The sequence below is a fragment of the Sphingobacterium sp. MYb388 genome, from assembly GCF_037479535.1.
GTDB classification, from domain to species: Bacteria; Bacteroidota; Bacteroidia; order Sphingobacteriales; family Sphingobacteriaceae; genus Sphingobacterium; species Sphingobacterium anhuiense.
This window is the reverse complement of the sequence record NZ_JBBGYV010000014.1, coordinates 43060-60915: the sequence shown is the minus strand read 5'-3', so window position 1 is coordinate 60915 and position 17856 is coordinate 43060. Positions and strand designations below refer to the sequence as shown.

The following is a 17856-nucleotide window of genomic DNA, read 5'->3' as shown; positions in this document are numbered from 1 at the left end:
CTTACCTTACCTTACCTTACCTTACCTTACCTTACCTTACCTTACCTTACCTTACCTTACCTTACCTTACCTTTTGTAGCTAATAAGCAATAGTAAACCGAAAATAGTAAATACCATCATAAAGATTCCATAACACAATATATCTGTCGTCAGAATTGAATACAGACCTCAACCCTACCTCTAAACCAAAATGCCAAACTTATTTATTCAAAAAAGTCATTAATTTTTAAAAATTCTAAATAATATATTATGCATGCATAATATATTATTTATATTATATTTGTGTATACAGTGATAAAAAGATATGATTAACCAACTTATATTTACATTATGCTTTGTTAGCGCAATTATTCTGTTTGCAAAAAATGCTAGGCAGATTTATAAAAATATAAAAATAGGAAGAGCGCTTAATCGAAATGACAAACCTGCCGAACGTTTTAAAACCATGCTTTTGGTTGCATTTGGTCAAAAAAAAATGTTTAAGCGGATTATTCCCGCAATACTTCACCTTTTCGTTTATATCGGTTTTTGTATTATCAATATAGAGATGATTGAGATCGTAGTAGACGGCATATTTGGTACCCATCGTTTTTTATCATTTTTAGGAGGATTTTATAATTTCTTGATTGCCTCATTCGAATGGTTAGCTTTTGGTGTTCTGTTGGGCTGTATCATTTTCTTTATTCGCAGAAATGTCCTTCACTTAAAGCGCCTCAATAGCCCAGAATTAAAGAATTGGCCAAAAACAGATGCAAACCTTATTCTGATTACAGAAATTCTGTTAATGACAGCGTTTTTATTAATGAATGCCGCAGATCAAAAATTACAGCTCTATGGCGAATCACATTATATTATTGCCGGCTCATTTCCAATCAGTCAGTATATAATTTCATTCCTACCTTCCGATCCATCTGCTCTAATATTGATTGAGCGTATCTGCTGGTGGTTCCACATTCTAGGAGTATTAGCTTTTCTTAATTATTTACCCTATTCAAAACACCTGCACATTTTGCTGGCATTCCCGAACACCTATTTTTCGAATTTAAAGCCCAAGGGAGAGTTAACGAATATGGAAAGTGTAACCAATGAGGTAAAAGCGATGTTAGATCCAACCTTCACCCCTCCTGTATCAGATCAACCTATTCGTTTTGGTGCAAAAGATGTTCAGGATTTAACATGGAAAAACTTACTGGATGCTTACACCTGTACAGAATGCGGACGATGCACATCCTCTTGTCCCGCAAATATAACAGGCAAATTGCTATCTCCAAGAAAAATCATGATGGACACACGGGATCGTCTAGATGAAGTCGGAAAAAATATAAAAGCAAATGGAAGCTTTGTAGATGATCAAAAATCTTTATTAGACACTTATATAACTCGTGAAGAATTATGGGCCTGCACAAGCTGTAACGCATGTGTAGAGCAATGTCCAGTGAATATCAATCCCCTTGAAATAATTATTGAATTGAGAAGGTTCTCTGTGATGGAAGAATCACAAGCACCTGCAAGCATTAATACAATGTTTGGAAATGTAGAAAATAACGGTGCACCTTGGAAATATTCACAAATGGATCGGGCAAACTGGACTTCTCAACAATAATGCTTTTTATAAAACGATAAAGATGGAAAAAGAATTACACGTCCCAACGATGGCCGAGTTAGTGGCTAAAGGTGAAACAGCAGATATTCTATTTTGGGTAGGTTGTGCCGGAAGTTTTGATGAAAGGGCTCAAAAGATAACCCGAGATATTTGCCGTATTCTACAGCATGTCGGAATCAAATACGCGATATTGGGAACAGAAGAAAGTTGTACCGGTGATCCAGCAAAACGTGCTGGCAATGAATTTCTATTTCAAATGCAGGCCATGATGAATATTCAGGTATTAGATGGCTATGAAGTAAAAAAAATAGTAACAGCATGCCCCCATTGTTTTAACACCCTTAAAAACGAGTATCCTGCACTTGGGGGGAACTACGAACTGATTCATCACACGCAATTGATTCAAAGTCTAATTGATGAAGGAAAACTGAAACCTGCAGACGGTCATATTTTTCAAGGTAAAAAGATCACTTACCATGATCCCTGCTACTTAGGTCGCGCCAATGAAGTTTACGAAGCGCCCAGAAAAGTACTGGAAAGTCTAGATGCACAATTAATCGAATTAAAAAGATGTAAAAGCAATGGACTATGCTGTGGAGCTGGTGGCGGGCAAATGTTTAAAGAACCTGAGAAAGGCACAAAAGACGTCAATATAGAACGCATAGAGGAAATAATCGACAGCCAAGCTACGATTGTTGCCGCCGCCTGTCCATTCTGCATGACTATGCTTAAAGATGGAGTAAAAATTAAAGACAAAGAAACGGAAATAGAAGTATTAGATATCGCCGAAATAACGGTACGAGCTAATCGAATATAAAAAAAGGTCTGGAAAAATATCCAGACCTTTTTTTATCATCAATATGATGTACCCAGAAGCAGATTCGAACTGCCACACCCATACAGGCGCCACCCCCTCAAGATGGTGCGTCTACCAATTTCGCCACCTGGGCCTAATTTCAAAATGGTATCGCAAATTTAAACGTTTTTTTAAATTCTACAAGTATTTTTTACCTGTATATTCATTTTTATTTTCACCTCTTATTTTAGCAAATTCTTTTTTATCAAAGTATGGATAACCCCATCAACTAATCCTACGCGAGGTACCATAATCTGCTTCAAGTGTCCATACTTCATGATAGTCATGAAAATTTCTGTCGCTGGAATAATGACGTCGGCACGATCATCATTTAATCCCAATAAAGTAATGCGTTCTTTTAAAGAATATGAAGTTAGATAATGATAAAGAGCCTTCAATTTTGCATAAGAAATAGGCTTATCACCTTTTTCATTTGCCAAGCGAGAAAGCTTATTGATATTACCACCCGTTCCTATACCGTACACCTGCTTATACATTTTTGTATTAGTCGTTACCCATTCCTTAAGGTCATCCCAGGTCTCCTGTTCATCTTTGTTATCCAAAATACGGATTGTTCCTAAATTAAAAGATTTGGAATTCACCAATTTGGCATTTGCAAACAACGATAATTCAGTACTTCCACCGCCAACATCGATATACAAATAAACTTTATCCATATCCATCTTAGCTTCCAGATGGCTATTGTAAATTATCTCAGCTTCTTTGGTTCCATCAATAATAGCGATATCAATACCAATTTCACTTACCCTTTTCACAACCTCAGGACCGTTGGTTACATCACGCATCGCCGATGTAGCACATGCCATATAATCTTCAACATTATACACATCCATCAATTCACGAAATGCACGCATAGTCTTTACTAAATTATCCGCTTTTTTAGGCGATAATTTTTGATGGATGAAAGCGTCATCACCAAGACGCAACGGCACCCTTAGTAGGGTATTCTTTTTAAAAGAAAAACCTTCTTTTTCTTGAACAATATCAGCAATTAAAAGTCTAACCGCATTGGAGCCGATATCTATCGCAGCATACCTCACATTAATACATTTAAAGTAAATAAAAATGAAATTGATTTCTTACTGAGAATGGATAAAATACTCCTTCACAATAAGCCTTCTTTAATTGTTTCGAAAATATAAATAATAAATGAAGACGAAGTGAAATTAGTGTTAAATAATTATGAACAAGATAATAATTTAACACTAAGTCGGTTATTCCAAAATTTCCAATTGCCAATAAATCTGTTCTTCCGTAACAAAATAAGCCTTATCGTTTCTTATTTGATCGTAAACAGCATCAAACAACAGCATATAATTACCTTTTAAAGCTTTTAATCGTTCTGAGACCATATTACCTTGCTCTAAGTAAGTAAGCAATCCTTCGGCATGTTCATTCTCTTCTCCATAATGCTCATCAATAGGACTAATACCATCAATCAGTTGATTCTCTTGCACGTCCGTACGATCCTTAACAAAGGTTCCTTGTGTACCATGGAGCAGAAAGCTGTACTGTGATTCTAAGACCAACATACTGACCGTGATAAATACGGTAAGACCATGATCAAAAGTCAATAGAAGTGTAGCAAAATCATCAACCTCAGAATCTTTACGATGTATAGATGTTCTTTTGACAGCAGTTAATGGCTTGCCAAATAAAGAGATCACCTGGTCCAGTAAGTGAGATCCCAGATCAAACAAAATTCCTGCGGCAGGACGCTTAGTTTCTTTAAAGACCTTTTGTCCAATCTCAGCACGATAACGATCAAATCGTAAATGAAGTTCAACAGTTTCACCAACTTTACCACATTCCAAAACAGATTTTAGCGAATTAAAATCCGAATCAAATCTTCTGTTATGATAAGGTAATACAAACTTTCCAACCTTTCGTCCCAAATCAAATAATTCCTTTGCTTCTAATACCGTAGGCGCAAAAGGCTTTTCAATCAGAACATGTTTTCCTGCCAGCAAAGCTTGCTTAGCTAAAGAAACATGGGTATCGTTTGGTGTATTGATAATGACAAGTTCAATTGCATCATCTGCGAGAAGCTCCTCAACACTATCATAACTGATAATCGAAGGATAATCTAATTGTGCTTTTTTAGTTGATCGCTCTACAACTGCCCGCAATTCAAAGCGATCATTATTGGCTATAAATGGCGTATGGAATACCCTTCCGGACATTCCATACGACAAAACACCTGTAATTATTTTATTTACAGTCATTAAAATAAGATTTTATTTAGTGATGTGCATGCTCATCTACTTTACCACCAGCAAGTTTATAAACCTCTTGAAGTTTTTCTAAGCTCTCATGTGAAAAGTGATTAACAGCAGCATTTGTATTGTGAGACTCTTTCGTCAATTTTTTATTTACTTCAGCTTGAATCTCAGCAACAAGATGAGTATAAGCTTTATCATTAAATGCTGCAGTACTGTCCGCACCTAAAGCAACCGGAGCTTGAAAAGCAGGAACACCTCTCATCGCATCATTAACATGAAGGCTCAATGCTAATGAATCCAACTGCGGAAGAATAGTACTATACGACTCTTGAATTTTTGCAGATAAAGCTTTCGTCTCTGCAGAAGTAGATTTTGACTCAGCAAATTTCGCCAAATTCATCAAATAGTTCCCTTGCTCACCCACAAACTTAAACATGGCATAAGCATCACCATCAGCCAAAGAAGCACGCGAATTTTTATATTGGTTATCCAAACCTGTTTGGTAGTTACAAGAAGCTAATAAAGAACTTCCACAAACTGCTACCGCTACAAATAACTTATTAAATTTCATATCAATTATATTAACAGCACAAAAATAATAAAATAAACGGGGTTCAAAACTCTAATTAAAAAAGAGTTGAACTTTATGCCACATTTCTACCGGCATTAACAACCCCATAAATTGTTCTGGCAATTAATTTAGCATAAGCTTCTCGCTTCTTTTCATCCAATTTACCCTCATTGATTACCTTGATAGCATAGTGTTGAATAATTAATAATGGCAACACAATATTCTCACGTGCCAATATAGATTCACGATCAATAGGGTAATTTTCCATTAATTTCGATGTATTGCTCAATTTTAATAAATACTCTTTGGTAATTAAAAACTCGGCATGCAACATCTTCCAAAACTCACCATATTTCTCATCATATTGCATATAAGAAGTAATGTCAAAGTTCGATTTGGTCATGGACATCATACAGTTATCAATTAAAGTCTGAAAAAAACCAGAAGATAAATATAACTGTTGAACATCTTTCCAAAGATTATTTTGTTCCGCCCATTTCAATGCTGTACCGACACCATAAAAACCTGGTATATTTTGTTTCAATTGACTCCAGGCAGTTACGAAACTGATAGCACGAAGGTCTTTAAGCTTCAGCTCCTTATCCGAATTTCTTTTAACTGGACGACTACTGATATTGATAGAGGAAAGCGCTTTTAAAGGTGATAAATTTTCTAAATAGCTTAAGAATAAAGGATTCTTACGTAAATCCATAAACTTATTATAGCTGAGATCTGCCAATTTATCCACAATACCTTTCTGATGCGGCGTTAAAGTATCACCCGACCTTTGTTTAAGATCTGAAATAATCCCAGCATGAAGTAATTGTTCGATATTAAATCGTGCTGTATCTAAAGAACCGTATTGACTACTTATAGTTTGTCCCTGAATAGTTAACTGAATATGATCATTAGCAATTTCTTCACCCATTGATGCATAGAAACGTTGCGTTTTACCCCCACCTCTCGCAGGCGGACCACCACGACCATCAAAAAATACGAGATCCACATCATATTCTCGAGCAATAGCGGTTAATTCAATTTTAGCACTATAAATAGACCAGTTAGCCATCAAATAACCACCATCTTTAGTACTGTCAGAATAACCAAGCATAATTGTTTGCTTATTCCCTCTCAATTTAAGATGCTTTGCATACTCCTTATTCGTATAAAGTGATTTCATCACATCAGCAGCACGCGTCAAATCATCAACAGTTTCAAATAGAGGTACAAAATCAATAGTTAAAGTATCTTTCTTCCAGCCAGACCAGAGAAATAACTGTCGTAATCCCAAAATATCGCTCGCTTGCTGACAATTACTGATGATAAATCGCTGTGCAGCACGCTCAGATCCTGATTTTTGAATATCTTTCAGTAAACGAATAACTTGTAAAGTATCAACTTCCAATGCGGTAGCCTCTTCATCAAACGCTAGATCTAACTCTTTAAAATCAATAGCAGTCTGTTTATCTACTTCAGATAACGATGAGAAATCAGCTGAAATACCAGTTTCTTCTGGATATTTCTTAATGATATATTCAAAAGTTTGAGTCAGAATACTACTGTCCTGACGAATATCAAGCGTGGTAAAGAAACAACCGAAGGTCATTACTTTGCGTAACAAATCGTCAACAATCTCAACAAAAAGATTATTATGGTCCTCTTTAAGCACAACTTGAATAGCTTTTAGATTTTCAACAATCTGTGCTGTTTCATCAACAGGATTCTCAACAGGGTTAAAACTATTTTCATAAAACAGTTCCTGCAGATTATCCATATATTTTTCAACCCCTCTAAATGTAATGCGACGTTTTACAACTCTAAAATCCCTATAATAACAGCGAAATAAGATTGTTCTTAAAAGTGTCGCTACCTTTTTAGTACTTTCAGCACTTACATTAGGGTTACCGTCACGATCTCCCCCCGGCCAGAAACCCAGTTCAATCAATTGCCTAACCTCTTCCGTCTCTATACCTAGCTCATCATCAATATATGTCTGGATTTCAGAAGCAACCTTGTAAAAAACATTTTCCAAAAACCAAGCTAAACTAATAGCTTCATCAACTGGAGTTGGCTTATTGTTATTAATAAATGGTGTTTTACCTAACTGTTGCAATAATAAATGAATATTGTGAATATCATTCTCCTTAATCGCTCCAATTAAATCATTGATAATCGATAGAACAGTCCCAGGATAAAACTGAGTTGGATGAGCCGTTAACACAAGACGAACCGAAAAATCTTTCAATTTACCAACTATCTTACGCTTTAATTCCGGATTTATTTCAGAAGATTTAATTAAAGACCCAAGCTGTGAAGATTGATCAGTCTTGCCGATCGCTTTAAATGAAGAATCTTCAATAGCATCAAAAAGAACCACCTGTCTTTCTATATATTGCACAAATCGAAATAATAGATCGACCTGAGTTTGTTCATCCGAATAAAGCTCATGCTGCACAAAGAAAGAATTGATAATTTCCTCTGGAGTTTGATGTTTCTCAACACCCTTCTCACAATGTTGGGCAAAAAAAGGTAACAAGGTACCAGTATCCTTCACTTGCTGGAAGGGCAGTGTTAAAAATAGACTTTTAAAAAGTTCAAATCGCGTCAAAACTTCGTTTTGAAAAACGGCTTCTTTTGTACTCAATTTCATATTATAGAAAAAACAAATTGTCGTTAATGGAGAATGTTTGAATAAGATCAAACATTCAAATATATAAAATTAATATTCAAATAATCATTTAAATGAAAAATAGATAATAATAACATTGTAATATTACAATATTATTAAGAACAAAAACCTTTTGCCATTTGTTATATTATTTTACATCATTCAACAAATAGCGAAATGGGAAAACTATATACAGCAGAAGTTACGGCAACAGGCGGACGTAATGGCGAAGTGAAATCTTCAGATGGAATAATTGATTTAATCGTTAAAAAACCAACAGCAATGGGAGGTGAAGGTAATGCCACCAACCCTGAGCAATTATTTGCAGCAGCATGGAGTTCATGCTTTTTAGGTGCCGTAGCTGCAGTAGGAGAAAAAGATCATGTCGACATGAAAGATGCTACCGTAACCGTAAGAGCTTCATTTAATGAAGAAAACAATGCATTTTTTATCTCAGCTGAAATTGATTTGCACATTCCCACATTAAGTGCATCAGAATCTCAAAAGCTTGCCGAAAAAGCACATCGTGTATGCCCTTATTCTAAGGCAACCAAAGGAAATATAGAAACCAAAATAACTGGAATTTAGATTCTTATATTTAAATATTAACAGGCTATGCTTTTACAATAAAAAGCATAGCTTTTCCTATTCAATCTTGTATATTTGTTTGTATTCGATATTATGAAGCAGACACAAGAGATAAAGAGTTTTTTTTATAGCCAATATTTCGCAGATGGTATTAGGATAACCATTGGATGCATAGTTCCTGTCATTATTTTTGCCGCCATGGGTCAATTCATAAATGGTACATATGTGTCATTAGGAGCCTTATTGGTCGGATTATCAGACACGCCCGGTGCCCCTTCCCATCGCCGTACCGGAATGTATTTTGCAGGTATATTAACCATCATTACCTTTATACTTACTGTTTCCGTAAACGCTAATATCTATTTATTGACCATACTCATTGCGGCATTATGTTTTATCTTCGCAATGTTTGCAGTTTTCAATGCCCGAGCTGCGAATGTAGGATTAATGTGTATGCTAATGATGTTGATACATGTCGATACGCCATTTACCCTATTTAGTGCCCTATCATATCTATTTTACTATAGTATCGGATGCCTCTGGTATATCATCATCAGCCTATCCATCACGCAGATTCGTCCATACAGATTAACACAGCAGGAACTCGCAGAATCCATTCGTCATGTTGCCGATTACCTCAGATTAAAGGCTAATTTTTATGATATCAATGTAGATAATGATAAGAATTACCTTAAACTTATCGAAAAACAAGTAGAAGTAAATGATCATCAAGAAAATGTAAGAAACTTACTTTTTCAAAGTAAGCGATCCATAAAAGATACCACGAAAACGGGCCGCTATCTAACCTTTGTCTTCAATGATATCATTGACCTTTTTGAACAAAGTATGGCAACACATTATGACTATAACACCGTCAGTGAAAAATTTGGTCATACCGGTATTTTGAACGAATTCAAACATATCATTTTAAAACTGACGAATGAGCTCGATCACATTGCATATCAACTCAATGCCAACAGAATGCCGAAACCTATGTATAACTTTGATCAAGAGATCAATTTATTACATAAAAAAATTGATACTGTTGAAAAAGAGCTTCAATACAGTACGATTGCCTTAAGGAAGATTTTAATCAATGTCCGAGATATCATCAGACATATCAATGATATCTACAGCTATTCCCATTTAAAATCTACAGAAGTTAATAAAATGGAAATTGACGAAGCAAAAAAATTTATAGAACCTTCGATCATTGATTTTAAAAAAATAAGAGAAAATTTAACCCTAGAATCCACTTATTTTAGACACGCATTACGCATGGCTATTGTCATGTCTGTTTCTTATTTTGTAGCCAAATCATTTCATATAACTGAAAATATCTTTTGGATACTGTTGACAATTATGGTGATTTTAAAACCTGGTTTTGGCTTAACAAAATCAAGAAATATACAGCGTCTCATGGGAACCGTAATCGGCGGTCTTATTGGCGCTCTTATTTTATTCGTAGTTCACGATGAAACGATTCGCTTTGTTTTGCTTATTTTTTTCTTCCTAAGTGCATACAGTCTTTTTCGGGTCAATTATATCGTTGCTGTTATTTTTATGACGCCCTATGTACTCATTATGCTAAGTTTTGTAAGTACAAATACCATGGAGGTAACAAAAGAGCGTATTTTAGATACTTTCATAGGTGGCATGATAGCATTTTTGTCCAGTTATGTCATTTTCCCAAATTGGGAAGCGACGCAGGTCAAATTCTCCATGCAAAAACTACTTATCGCAAGCTATCACTATATAGCACTAACTTTAAAAGAAATCGCAGGAAATGAGCCCACTATTACAGAATACAAACTGGTAAGGAAAAAACTTTACGTTGAAACAGCCAATATGGGATCAACCTTTCAACGCATGTTGACGGAACCAAAAAATAAACAGAAATACACAAAAGATGTAAACAAGTTTGTTATTTTTAACCATGTTTTAGCCTCATTTGCAGTAACCCTACATAATCAGGTTACATCCTCAAGAGTCAACCACACAATAACAAAAGAACATATTAAATTGATCCGTAAAATATTAAGTTCCTTAGAAACGGCTATCAAAGCATTGGCCAACCCCAATGAAGAAAATCAATTTATACCTGTAGATTTTCAAATACCAGAAAATCAAATATCAGTTGATGAAACGGCCGATGAAAACAGTACTTTAATGACCGAACAACTTCAATTTATTACTAAAATTGTTGCAGACGTAGCTAAATTGGTACAGCAATTAAAAGAAAAAACAAGCGCTGAGATCGACCCCATGTTAAACAATAAAATGCATTAATTTTCATACAACAAGCAACTATGCACGATAATTATTACGATATCATCATTGTAGGCGGAGGACCAATTGGACTGGCCTGTGCTTTAGAAGCATCTTTAAATGACAAGACATACCTGATCCTGGAGAAAGGATGTTTGGTGAACTCGTTATATAATTATCCGCAAAATATGACTTTCTTTTCCTCTTCCGACCGCTTAGAAATTGGCGACATCCCATTTGTAACCACATTACCTAAACCAAAAAGAGCAGAAGCATTAGAATATTATCGCCGCATCCAGCAGAAATTTAAGCTCAATACCCGACTATTCGAAGAAGTAACTGAAATAACAAAAGATCACCATCTTTTCAAAATCAATACGATAAAAAATACCTACAGTTCGAAAAATGTCATCATTGCTACCGGGTTTTACGACATCCCCACGCTACTTAATATTCCAGGTGAGGAATTAGAAAAAGTAAAACATTATTATCAGGATCCGCACTATTATGCCAATCAAAAAGTAATTGTAGTTGGAGCAAGCAATTCATCAATTGATGCCGCACTTGAGACTTATAGAAAAGGCGCAGACGTTACGCTCGTGATTCGCGGGAAAGAAATTAGTCCAAGAGTAAAATATTGGGTCAAACCAGATATTGAAAACAGAATCGCCTCCGGCGAAATACGTGTACTATATAATAGCAAATTAAAAGAGATCACAGATTCGCACGCGCACGTCCATACCCCAACAGGCGATATCATACTAGAAAATGATTTTGTTTTGGCCCTGACAGGATATCAGCCAAATTTCAACTTTCTTAAAAAAATCGGTATTCATATTCCCTCCGAATCACCCTGTCTTCCTGAACATGATCCTGATAGTATGGAAACAAATATTGATGGGTTGTATCTTGCAGGAGTGGTCTGCGGAGGTTTAAATACTCATTTATGGTTCATTGAAAATTCACGAATACACGCAAAACAAATTTTAGCTGATATCAAGAAGAAAGAAATGAGAGAATAATTTACTTTCTTAAACCTCTCAAAAATATTTGCATCATCTTCTTCTGCAAACTTAATATCACATCAAATTCATCCTTGGTCGGAAACAGCATATTCTTCATATCTTTCAATATTCCCATTCTCATTCCAAACAAAGAATATAATAAAATGCGGGCAGTCTCTTCAACATCCTCTACCTCGATTTTATCAGTTTCAACACCTATTTCTAATATTTCAGCAAAAAGATCAACCTCCCTTACATAAGATTCTTTGAAAACGCGTTCCAGTTCTTCAGGAAGTTCTTTGACCATATTGATCGTATATTCAAAAAGATTATAATATTGATTAATTAGTTCAACTCTTTTATCGATGGTATACATCATGATTTCTTCAAAATCATCACAGGTGTTGATCTTCTCTCTAATATCCTGCACCATCTTATCAATCACATACTCGAATACAGCAGAATAAAGACTATTCTTATCTGGAAAATAATAATAAAGAAGTGCTTTTGAAAAGTTCAGATCAGTTGCAATTTCGGACATGGTTGTTTTGGCCATACCAAAATGAGCAAATCTACGCGTTGCTGCCTCTAAAATCCTTGTCCTCTTTAAATCTGCATTTGCCATCAATTCAAAAATTAATTACACATAATAACTGCTTTGTACTATCTTTACTAACTATTATATAAAGATAATTTATTTTTTTGAATTTTTGAAAAAACTAGTCAACAATGGGTATAAATATACAGTCAGATATCTCTTTAAAAAAATATAACACATTCGGCATTACTGAAGTTGCTTCACATTTCATTGAAATAACAGAACCCACTCAGTTATTAAGCGTTTATGAAGCCGGAATATTTGAAAAAGATTTCTTGACATTGGGAAGTGGAAGCAATATTTTATTTACCCAACCATACGCAGGTTATATCATTAAAATCAACATTAAGGGGATTACAGCAAAACCGCATCAGAACGACATCTTTATCACCGCTGCAGGTGGTGAAATATGGAATGAACTCGTTTGGTTCTGTGTCAATAACAATTATAGTGGTTTAGAAAACATGGCTCTAATTCCTGGAACAGTGGGCGCTTCTCCAGTTCAAAACATAGGCGCATACGGCACCGAGCTTATGGACATTTTTTACAGTTGTATTGCTTTCGACACATTAGAAGGAGTGTTTAGAATATTCTATAATGAAGATTGCAAATTTTCTTACCGGGATAGTATTTTCAAATCAGAACAAAAAGGAAGATATATAATTACAGAGGTTACTTACAAAGTTAATTCTTCTCCATCAATAAATACCTCTTATGGAGCCATAAGTGCCGAACTAAAAAAAAGAAATATAAGTGATCCTACCATAAAAGATATTGCAGAAGTGGTATCCTTTATTCGAGTTGAAAAATTACCTGATCCAAGTACGGTAGGCAATGCTGGAAGCTTTTTTAAAAACCCGATTATTTCATTAAATAAATATCAGGGATTAAAAGAACTCTATCCAGATATAGTCAGTTACAACATGCCCGATGGTGGTGTAAAGTTAGCTGCAGGCTGGTTAATAGAGCAATGCGGATGGAAAGGGAAAGTAATCGGCCAGGCAGGTGTATGGAAAAATCAAGCACTTGTACTAATAAATGTACAATCTGCAAGCGGAACTGAAATTTTTGAATTATCGTCTAAAATAATAAACGATGTTGATCAAAAATTCAATGTAAAGTTAGAACGTGAAGTAAATATTTTTTGATTTTTAATAAAAAAATATTTTAAAAATAGCTTTATAAAAATGGTCATTTAAAGCTTCTGGCTAGGCGTTTTACACAAAATAACATTTCTATAGACGAAACTTCCTGTTAAATATTTATTAAATTTATATCAATTCTCAATAATTAGCATACTATTTGCGATTAGTCAACTGAACCGTATTAAAATCGCTGAGGAATCAACATTTCAATTTCTCACTCAGTGTTTTGTAAACCATTCATTTTAAAGTGAATAAAAATTCAGTGATATGACTAAGTATGAATTCAACTCGTTAGTGGTAGAGCAGTCAGACTCTCTAAAACACTATGCAAAGAAGTTTACAAATGACAACGAAGATGCTAACGATTTAGTGCAGGACACTCTGCTTAAGGCTGTTACATATTTCAACAACTTCAGAGAAGGAACCAATCTTAAAGGATGGTTATATACTATTATGAAAAATACATTCATTAACAATTACCGCAGAATTGTTAAAACGAATTCTTTCATAACAAAAGAAGAAGAAATTTCAAATGCAAACTTGATCTTATCAGCATCAAAAAATCAAGGTGAAAACAAATTTGTCATGGAAGACATCCATGATGCGCTTTCAAAATTATCAGAAGACTACTACGTTCCATTCAGCATGTATTTCGAAGGCTATAAATACCATGAAATTTCAGAATATTTAGCAATCCCAATTGGTACTGTAAAAACCCGGATACATATCGCCCGCAAAGTAATGAAGAAATCATTATCCACATATAAACTTATCGACTAAGTTTTTTATAACTTCGTCCTATGGACAATCATGAGGAGTTAACGGTATATTCTAAATCAAAACTTGCTTTACGAAATGGGCAAGATAAGCCTGAAATATGGGTTGCTTTTCAGGGCATTATATATGATGTTACAGAAAGTCGATTATGGAGGTCCGGAAAACATTACGAACATTGGGCAGGTCAAGACCTAACTGAGGAGCTTTCAGAAGCTCCTCACTCAGATCAAGTATTTAAAAAATTTCCTATAATAGGAAAGATCGGATAATTAAATATCAAATTTAGATAAAGCAACAAAGGCTTTTAATCGAGCTTCAATCTCGTCTTGCGTTAACGTTTGCAAACGCTCCGTACCGAATTTCTCAACACAGAATGATGCTAACGCCGATCCATAGATAACCGCATTTTTCATATTGGTAAAGTTAATCGTTTTTACCTTCGCCAGATATCCTATAAAGCCACCAGCAAATGCATCACCAGCACCTGTTGGATCAAATACTTCTGCCAGTGGTAATGCTGGTGCAGAGAAAATTTGTCCTTCACCAAACAATAATGCACCATGCTCACCTTTTTTAATAATCAAATATTTAGGTCCCATCTCAAGAATAGTTGCGGCAGCTTTCACCAACGAATATTCACCAGATAATTGACGCGCTTCACCATCGTTGATTGTCAAAACATCAACATGCTTCAACACCGCTTTCAAATCATCCATCGCGATATCCATCCAGAAGTTCATGGTATCCAAAACAACCAATTTAGGTTTGTTCTTTAGACGATTTAAAGTAGTCATCTGAATCTGAGGAGTAGCATTGCCTAATAGCAAGAACTCACAATCCTGGTAGCTCTCAGGAATAATCGGATCAAAGTCAGCTAATACATTCAATTCTGTAGTGATTGTATCACGGCTATTCATATCATTATGATACTTACCTGCCCAGAAAAATGATTTTCCACCTTCAATAATCTGAATCCCCTCTACATTTACACCTTTACTCGTAATGATATTTAAGTTATCATCACCAAAATCTTCACCGATTACACCTACTAATTTCACCTGGTCATATAAAAAAGACGCAGAAAGAGCTGCAAAAGTACCTGCTCCGCCAACAATTTTATCTGTTTTACCAAAAGGCGTTTCGATAGCGTCGAATGCTACCGTGCCCATTACTACTAAACTCATAGTATATAAATAAATAACTGTAAACAAAAAAAAACCGGCTATAAAGCCGGTTTCACCTAACGCTCCTGAAGCTGGGCTCGAACCAGCGACCCTCTGATTAACAGTCAGATGCTCTAACCAGCTGAGCTATTCAGGAATCTTCATAAGAAAGATGACTATATATCTTTCTCTTTTGATGCCACAAAAATAGCTAAATCCAACGTATTTCCAAATCTTTTTTAAAGATTTTTTACTTTTTTTTCATCTAAATATTCATCATATTTAGATTATCAAATTGTAGCGATTGAAAACAAGGCAATTACATAGCTTAACCATCACTATAAATTTCTTACATAACCGATTTTCATGAATAAACCACTTTTAAAAACAATCACATTGCTTTTATTTGCTCCTATGCTGTTCAGTTGCAGTAAAAAAAATCTAGAGGAAGAAAAGCCAAAGGAGAATGTTGTAGAACCAGAATCTGAAAAAAAAGTCAGTCGCGTAGATCGATTAGCTGACTCACTATTCTACTATGCACAGGACATTTATTTCTGGAACGACCAATTACCCACTTATGAAGTATTTAATTCGAGACAATTTAGCAAAGGAAGCGTCGAATTCAATAGCTTGAATAAAGTACTATTCAATATTACTAGATATGGTACAAACCCTGCTACTGGAAAACCCTATGAATACAATGAAATCGATAATAACGATACAAAATACAGTTACATCGACAAAGAAAGCTACGATGGAAGTAAATCATTCATTAAAAAAAATGAATTGTCAAACCTCGATTTAGAAGGAAATGGAGACGATTTAGGTCTGAAGATAGGTCTATACGGGGTCGAGCAGAATTACAAGATCCTAGTTCAATTGACTTATCCTGGATCACCAGCTGCAATTTCGGGATTACAACGTGGAGATATCATCACCGAAATCAATGGAGTTAAGTATGGCACCAATTTCAATCATGAAGTACCCTCCTTAAGCAACGCGCTTTTTGAAAGCCAATCTGCAATTATTAAAGGAAAAAAAAGTAGCGGTACCCCATTTGAGATAACTTTGAACAAAATAAGATATCAAACAAAATCAGTCATTAAAGACAGCATATATTTAGATAAAACAAAAAAGGTTGGCTATTTTGTTTTCAATTCCTTCTCCAAACTAAGCCACACCCAAGCCGATTTAACGGCAACCTTTAATAAATTTCAGCACGCCGGTATTACAGATCTCATAATTGATTTGCGCTACAACGGAGGTGGGTATATCAATACTGCCGAATTTCTTGCCAATAAAATAGCTCCAAATTCATTAAATGGGAAAGTTATGTTTACTGAAAACTTCAACAGCACCATGCAAAACAATAAAACAAAATATTTAAAGAACTTGAGCCTTGAAACGACAGACAGTAAAGGCGAGAAAGTTAAGGTCAGATACACCGATTTAGATTACAGTATTTCGGGGAATACATTCAAATTCAACCCTACAGGTAATATAAATATCAATACCCTTGTATTTATTGTAACAGAAAATACAGCCTCAGCAAGTGAGTTATTGATCAATATATTTAAACCACATCTAAACGTAAAAATCGTGGGAGCAAAAACCTATGGAAAACCAATTGGTTTTTTCCCCTTGACAATCGGCGGTTATGATGTCTATTTCAGTATGTTTGAATCACGAAATGCATCAAATGAAAGCGATTATTATAACGGTATATCCGTTAACAAATCAAGTAACGATGACGCCTACTACCCTTTCGGCAATTTAAATGAACAATCGTTTAAAGCCGCATATGATTACATCGTAACAGGAAACTTTTCGAATAGTACATCTATGCTCTCCGGTAAAGCATCGGGTTCAAACCAACTTCAAAAATTAAAAGCGCTCTCTCCTCCTCAATTTAAAGGAATGATTGAAAACAGAATCAAATCACACTAAACGCAAAAAGCCTTTCCAAACTGGAAAGGCTTTCATTTGCTCCTGAAGCTGGGCTCGAACCAGCGACCCTCTGATTAACAGTCAGATGCTCTAACCAGCTGAGCTATTCAGGAATCATTCAAGAGTATATCACTATAGCTCTTTGGTTATTTAAGAATTTGCATTCTTATCTCTTAAATACATTCAATCTAGACTTTCGATTGAATCACGATTTTACTATCTAAAATCGTTTTGCTCCTGAAGCTGGGCTCGAACCAGCGACCCTCTGATTAACAGTCAGATGCTCTAACCAGCTGAGCTATTCAGGAATCCGGTTAATTTTCCGAAGCGTCATTTCCGTTTCGGTGATGCAATTATCGGAAGATTATTGCAATCTTACAAATCTTTTAAAAACATTTTTTGCAACTCCCTCGCTTCCAACAAGA

Annotated in this window: 15 protein-coding genes and 4 tRNA genes; 9 read left to right on the top strand and 10 right to left on the bottom strand. The window is 35.2% G+C overall.

The window, feature by feature from the left end; translation table 11 throughout:
• Positions 1–304: 304 nt before the first annotated feature.
• On the top strand, positions 305–1603 hold the full coding sequence (locus tag WH188_RS25530) for a (Fe-S)-binding protein (RefSeq protein WP_132772034.1): 1299 nt from the start codon (positions 305–307) through the stop codon (positions 1601–1603).
• Between the two features lie 22 nt (positions 1604–1625).
• A complete protein-coding gene (locus WH188_RS25525) occupies positions 1626–2420 on the top strand; it encodes a (Fe-S)-binding protein (protein WP_132772035.1) in 795 nt (264 codons plus the stop codon).
• A gap of 49 nt (positions 2421–2469) precedes the next feature.
• Here the strand turns inward: WH188_RS25525 and WH188_RS25520 are convergent.
• The 5 genes from WH188_RS25520 to WH188_RS25500 all read right to left on the bottom strand — a co-directional run bounded on the left by WH188_RS25520 (position 2470) and on the right by WH188_RS25500 (position 7923).
• Positions 2470–2553: transfer RNA gene (locus tag WH188_RS25520), tRNA-Leu, on the bottom strand.
• An 88-nt stretch (positions 2554–2641) separates the two neighbouring features.
• Positions 2642–3520, bottom strand: a complete 879-nt coding sequence (locus WH188_RS25515) for a Ppx/GppA phosphatase family protein (protein ID WP_132772036.1) — start codon at positions 3518–3520, stop codon at positions 2642–2644.
• Positions 3521–3694: 174 nt separating this feature from the next.
• Positions 3695–4705 carry a Gfo/Idh/MocA family oxidoreductase gene (locus WH188_RS25510; RefSeq protein ID WP_132772037.1) on the bottom strand — a complete coding sequence of 337 codons (1011 nt, stop codon included), beginning with the start codon at positions 4703–4705 and terminating at the stop codon, positions 3695–3697.
• Between the two features lie 16 nt (positions 4706–4721).
• Complete coding sequence (locus tag WH188_RS25505; RefSeq protein ID WP_132772038.1) at positions 4722–5273, bottom strand: hypothetical protein; 552 nt, start codon at positions 5271–5273, stop codon at positions 4722–4724.
• A gap of 73 nt (positions 5274–5346) precedes the next feature.
• The gene (locus WH188_RS25500; protein ID WP_132772039.1) at positions 5347–7923 is read right to left on the bottom strand and encodes a phosphoenolpyruvate carboxylase; all 2577 of its coding nucleotides are present in this window, start codon (positions 7921–7923) and stop codon (positions 5347–5349) included.
• A 195-nt stretch (positions 7924–8118) separates the two neighbouring features.
• Between WH188_RS25500 and WH188_RS25495 the strand changes: the two genes are divergently transcribed.
• From WH188_RS25495 to WH188_RS25485, 3 genes are all read left to right on the top strand, one after another.
• Positions 8119–8529 (top strand): organic hydroperoxide resistance protein, encoded by a 411-nt coding sequence (locus WH188_RS25495; protein ID WP_132772040.1) that lies wholly within the window; start codon positions 8119–8121, stop codon positions 8527–8529.
• A 93-nt stretch (positions 8530–8622) separates the two neighbouring features.
• The gene (locus WH188_RS25490) at positions 8623–10818 is read left to right on the top strand and encodes an FUSC family protein (RefSeq protein ID WP_206368720.1); all 2196 of its coding nucleotides are present in this window, start codon (positions 8623–8625) and stop codon (positions 10816–10818) included.
• A gap of 20 nt (positions 10819–10838) precedes the next feature.
• Positions 10839–11819: a YpdA family putative bacillithiol disulfide reductase gene (locus WH188_RS25485; protein ID WP_132772041.1), complete on the top strand. Its 981-nt coding sequence runs from the start codon at positions 10839–10841 to the stop codon at positions 11817–11819.
• A gap of 1 nt (position 11820) precedes the next feature.
• On the opposite strand, the gene WH188_RS25480 is transcribed toward WH188_RS25485, so the two are convergent.
• Complete coding sequence (locus WH188_RS25480; protein WP_021191073.1) at positions 11821–12426, bottom strand: TetR/AcrR family transcriptional regulator; 606 nt, start codon at positions 12424–12426, stop codon at positions 11821–11823.
• A gap of 104 nt (positions 12427–12530) precedes the next feature.
• On the opposite strand from WH188_RS25480, the gene murB reads away from it, so the two are divergent.
• The 3 genes from murB to WH188_RS25465 all read left to right on the top strand — a co-directional run bounded on the left by murB (position 12531) and on the right by WH188_RS25465 (position 14590).
• Positions 12531–13547 carry a UDP-N-acetylmuramate dehydrogenase gene (murB, locus tag WH188_RS25475; RefSeq protein ID WP_168128472.1) on the top strand — a complete coding sequence of 339 codons (1017 nt, stop codon included), beginning with the start codon at positions 12531–12533 and terminating at the stop codon, positions 13545–13547.
• A gap of 264 nt (positions 13548–13811) precedes the next feature.
• Complete coding sequence (locus tag WH188_RS25470; RefSeq protein WP_021191074.1) at positions 13812–14324, top strand: RNA polymerase sigma factor; 513 nt, start codon at positions 13812–13814, stop codon at positions 14322–14324.
• Between the two features lie 20 nt (positions 14325–14344).
• Positions 14345–14590 (top strand): cytochrome b5 domain-containing protein, encoded by a 246-nt coding sequence (locus WH188_RS25465; protein ID WP_021191075.1) that lies wholly within the window; start codon positions 14345–14347, stop codon positions 14588–14590.
• Here WH188_RS25465 and WH188_RS25460 read toward each other — a convergent pair whose 3' ends face one another.
• Both WH188_RS25460 and WH188_RS25455 read right to left on the bottom strand, forming a co-directional pair.
• Positions 14591–15505, bottom strand: coding sequence for a PfkB family carbohydrate kinase (locus tag WH188_RS25460; RefSeq protein ID WP_031288945.1), 915 nt, complete (start codon positions 15503–15505; stop codon positions 14591–14593).
• Between the two features lie 62 nt (positions 15506–15567).
• A tRNA-Asn gene (locus WH188_RS25455) sits at positions 15568–15641 on the bottom strand.
• A gap of 209 nt (positions 15642–15850) precedes the next feature.
• On the opposite strand from WH188_RS25455, the gene WH188_RS25450 reads away from it, so the two are divergent.
• Positions 15851–17431 (top strand): S41 family peptidase, encoded by a 1581-nt coding sequence (locus tag WH188_RS25450; protein ID WP_168128471.1) that lies wholly within the window; start codon positions 15851–15853, stop codon positions 17429–17431.
• A gap of 39 nt (positions 17432–17470) precedes the next feature.
• On the opposite strand, the gene WH188_RS25445 is transcribed toward WH188_RS25450, so the two are convergent.
• Positions 17471–17544: transfer RNA gene (locus WH188_RS25445), tRNA-Asn, on the bottom strand.
• A gap of 121 nt (positions 17545–17665) precedes the next feature.
• Positions 17666–17739, bottom strand: a tRNA-Asn gene (locus WH188_RS25440).
• Between the last annotated feature and the right edge of the window lie 117 nt (positions 17740–17856).

Bases quoted from the DNA above. Each gene is read 5' to 3' on its own strand.
- WH188_RS25460 (WP_031288945.1), bottom strand. From the start codon at position 15,505: ATGAGTTTAGTAGTAATGGGCACGGTAGCATTCGACGCTATCGAAACG.
- WH188_RS25465 (WP_021191075.1), top strand. From the start codon at position 14,345: ATGGACAATCATGAGGAGTTAACGGTATATTCTAAATCAAAACTTGCT.
- WH188_RS25510 (WP_132772037.1), bottom strand. From the start codon at position 4,705: ATGACTGTAAATAAAATAATTACAGGTGTTTTGTCGTATGGAATGTCC.
- murB (WP_168128472.1), top strand. From the start codon at position 12,531: ATGGGTATAAATATACAGTCAGATATCTCTTTAAAAAAATATAACACA.
- WH188_RS25500 (WP_132772039.1), bottom strand. From the start codon at position 7,923: ATGAAATTGAGTACAAAAGAAGCCGTTTTTCAAAACGAAGTTTTGACG.
- WH188_RS25485 (WP_132772041.1), top strand. From the start codon at position 10,839: ATGCACGATAATTATTACGATATCATCATTGTAGGCGGAGGACCAATT.
- WH188_RS25470 (WP_021191074.1), top strand. From the start codon at position 13,812: ATGACTAAGTATGAATTCAACTCGTTAGTGGTAGAGCAGTCAGACTCT.
- WH188_RS25450 (WP_168128471.1), top strand. From the start codon at position 15,851: ATGAATAAACCACTTTTAAAAACAATCACATTGCTTTTATTTGCTCCT.
- WH188_RS25505 (WP_132772038.1), bottom strand. From the start codon at position 5,273: ATGAAATTTAATAAGTTATTTGTAGCGGTAGCAGTTTGTGGAAGTTCT.
- WH188_RS25490 (WP_206368720.1), top strand. From the start codon at position 8,623: ATGAAGCAGACACAAGAGATAAAGAGTTTTTTTTATAGCCAATATTTC.
- WH188_RS25495 (WP_132772040.1), top strand. From the start codon at position 8,119: ATGGGAAAACTATATACAGCAGAAGTTACGGCAACAGGCGGACGTAAT.
- WH188_RS25525 (WP_132772035.1), top strand. From the start codon at position 1,626: ATGGAAAAAGAATTACACGTCCCAACGATGGCCGAGTTAGTGGCTAAA.
- WH188_RS25480 (WP_021191073.1), bottom strand. From the start codon at position 12,426: ATGGCAAATGCAGATTTAAAGAGGACAAGGATTTTAGAGGCAGCAACG.
- WH188_RS25530 (WP_132772034.1), top strand. From the start codon at position 305: ATGATTAACCAACTTATATTTACATTATGCTTTGTTAGCGCAATTATT.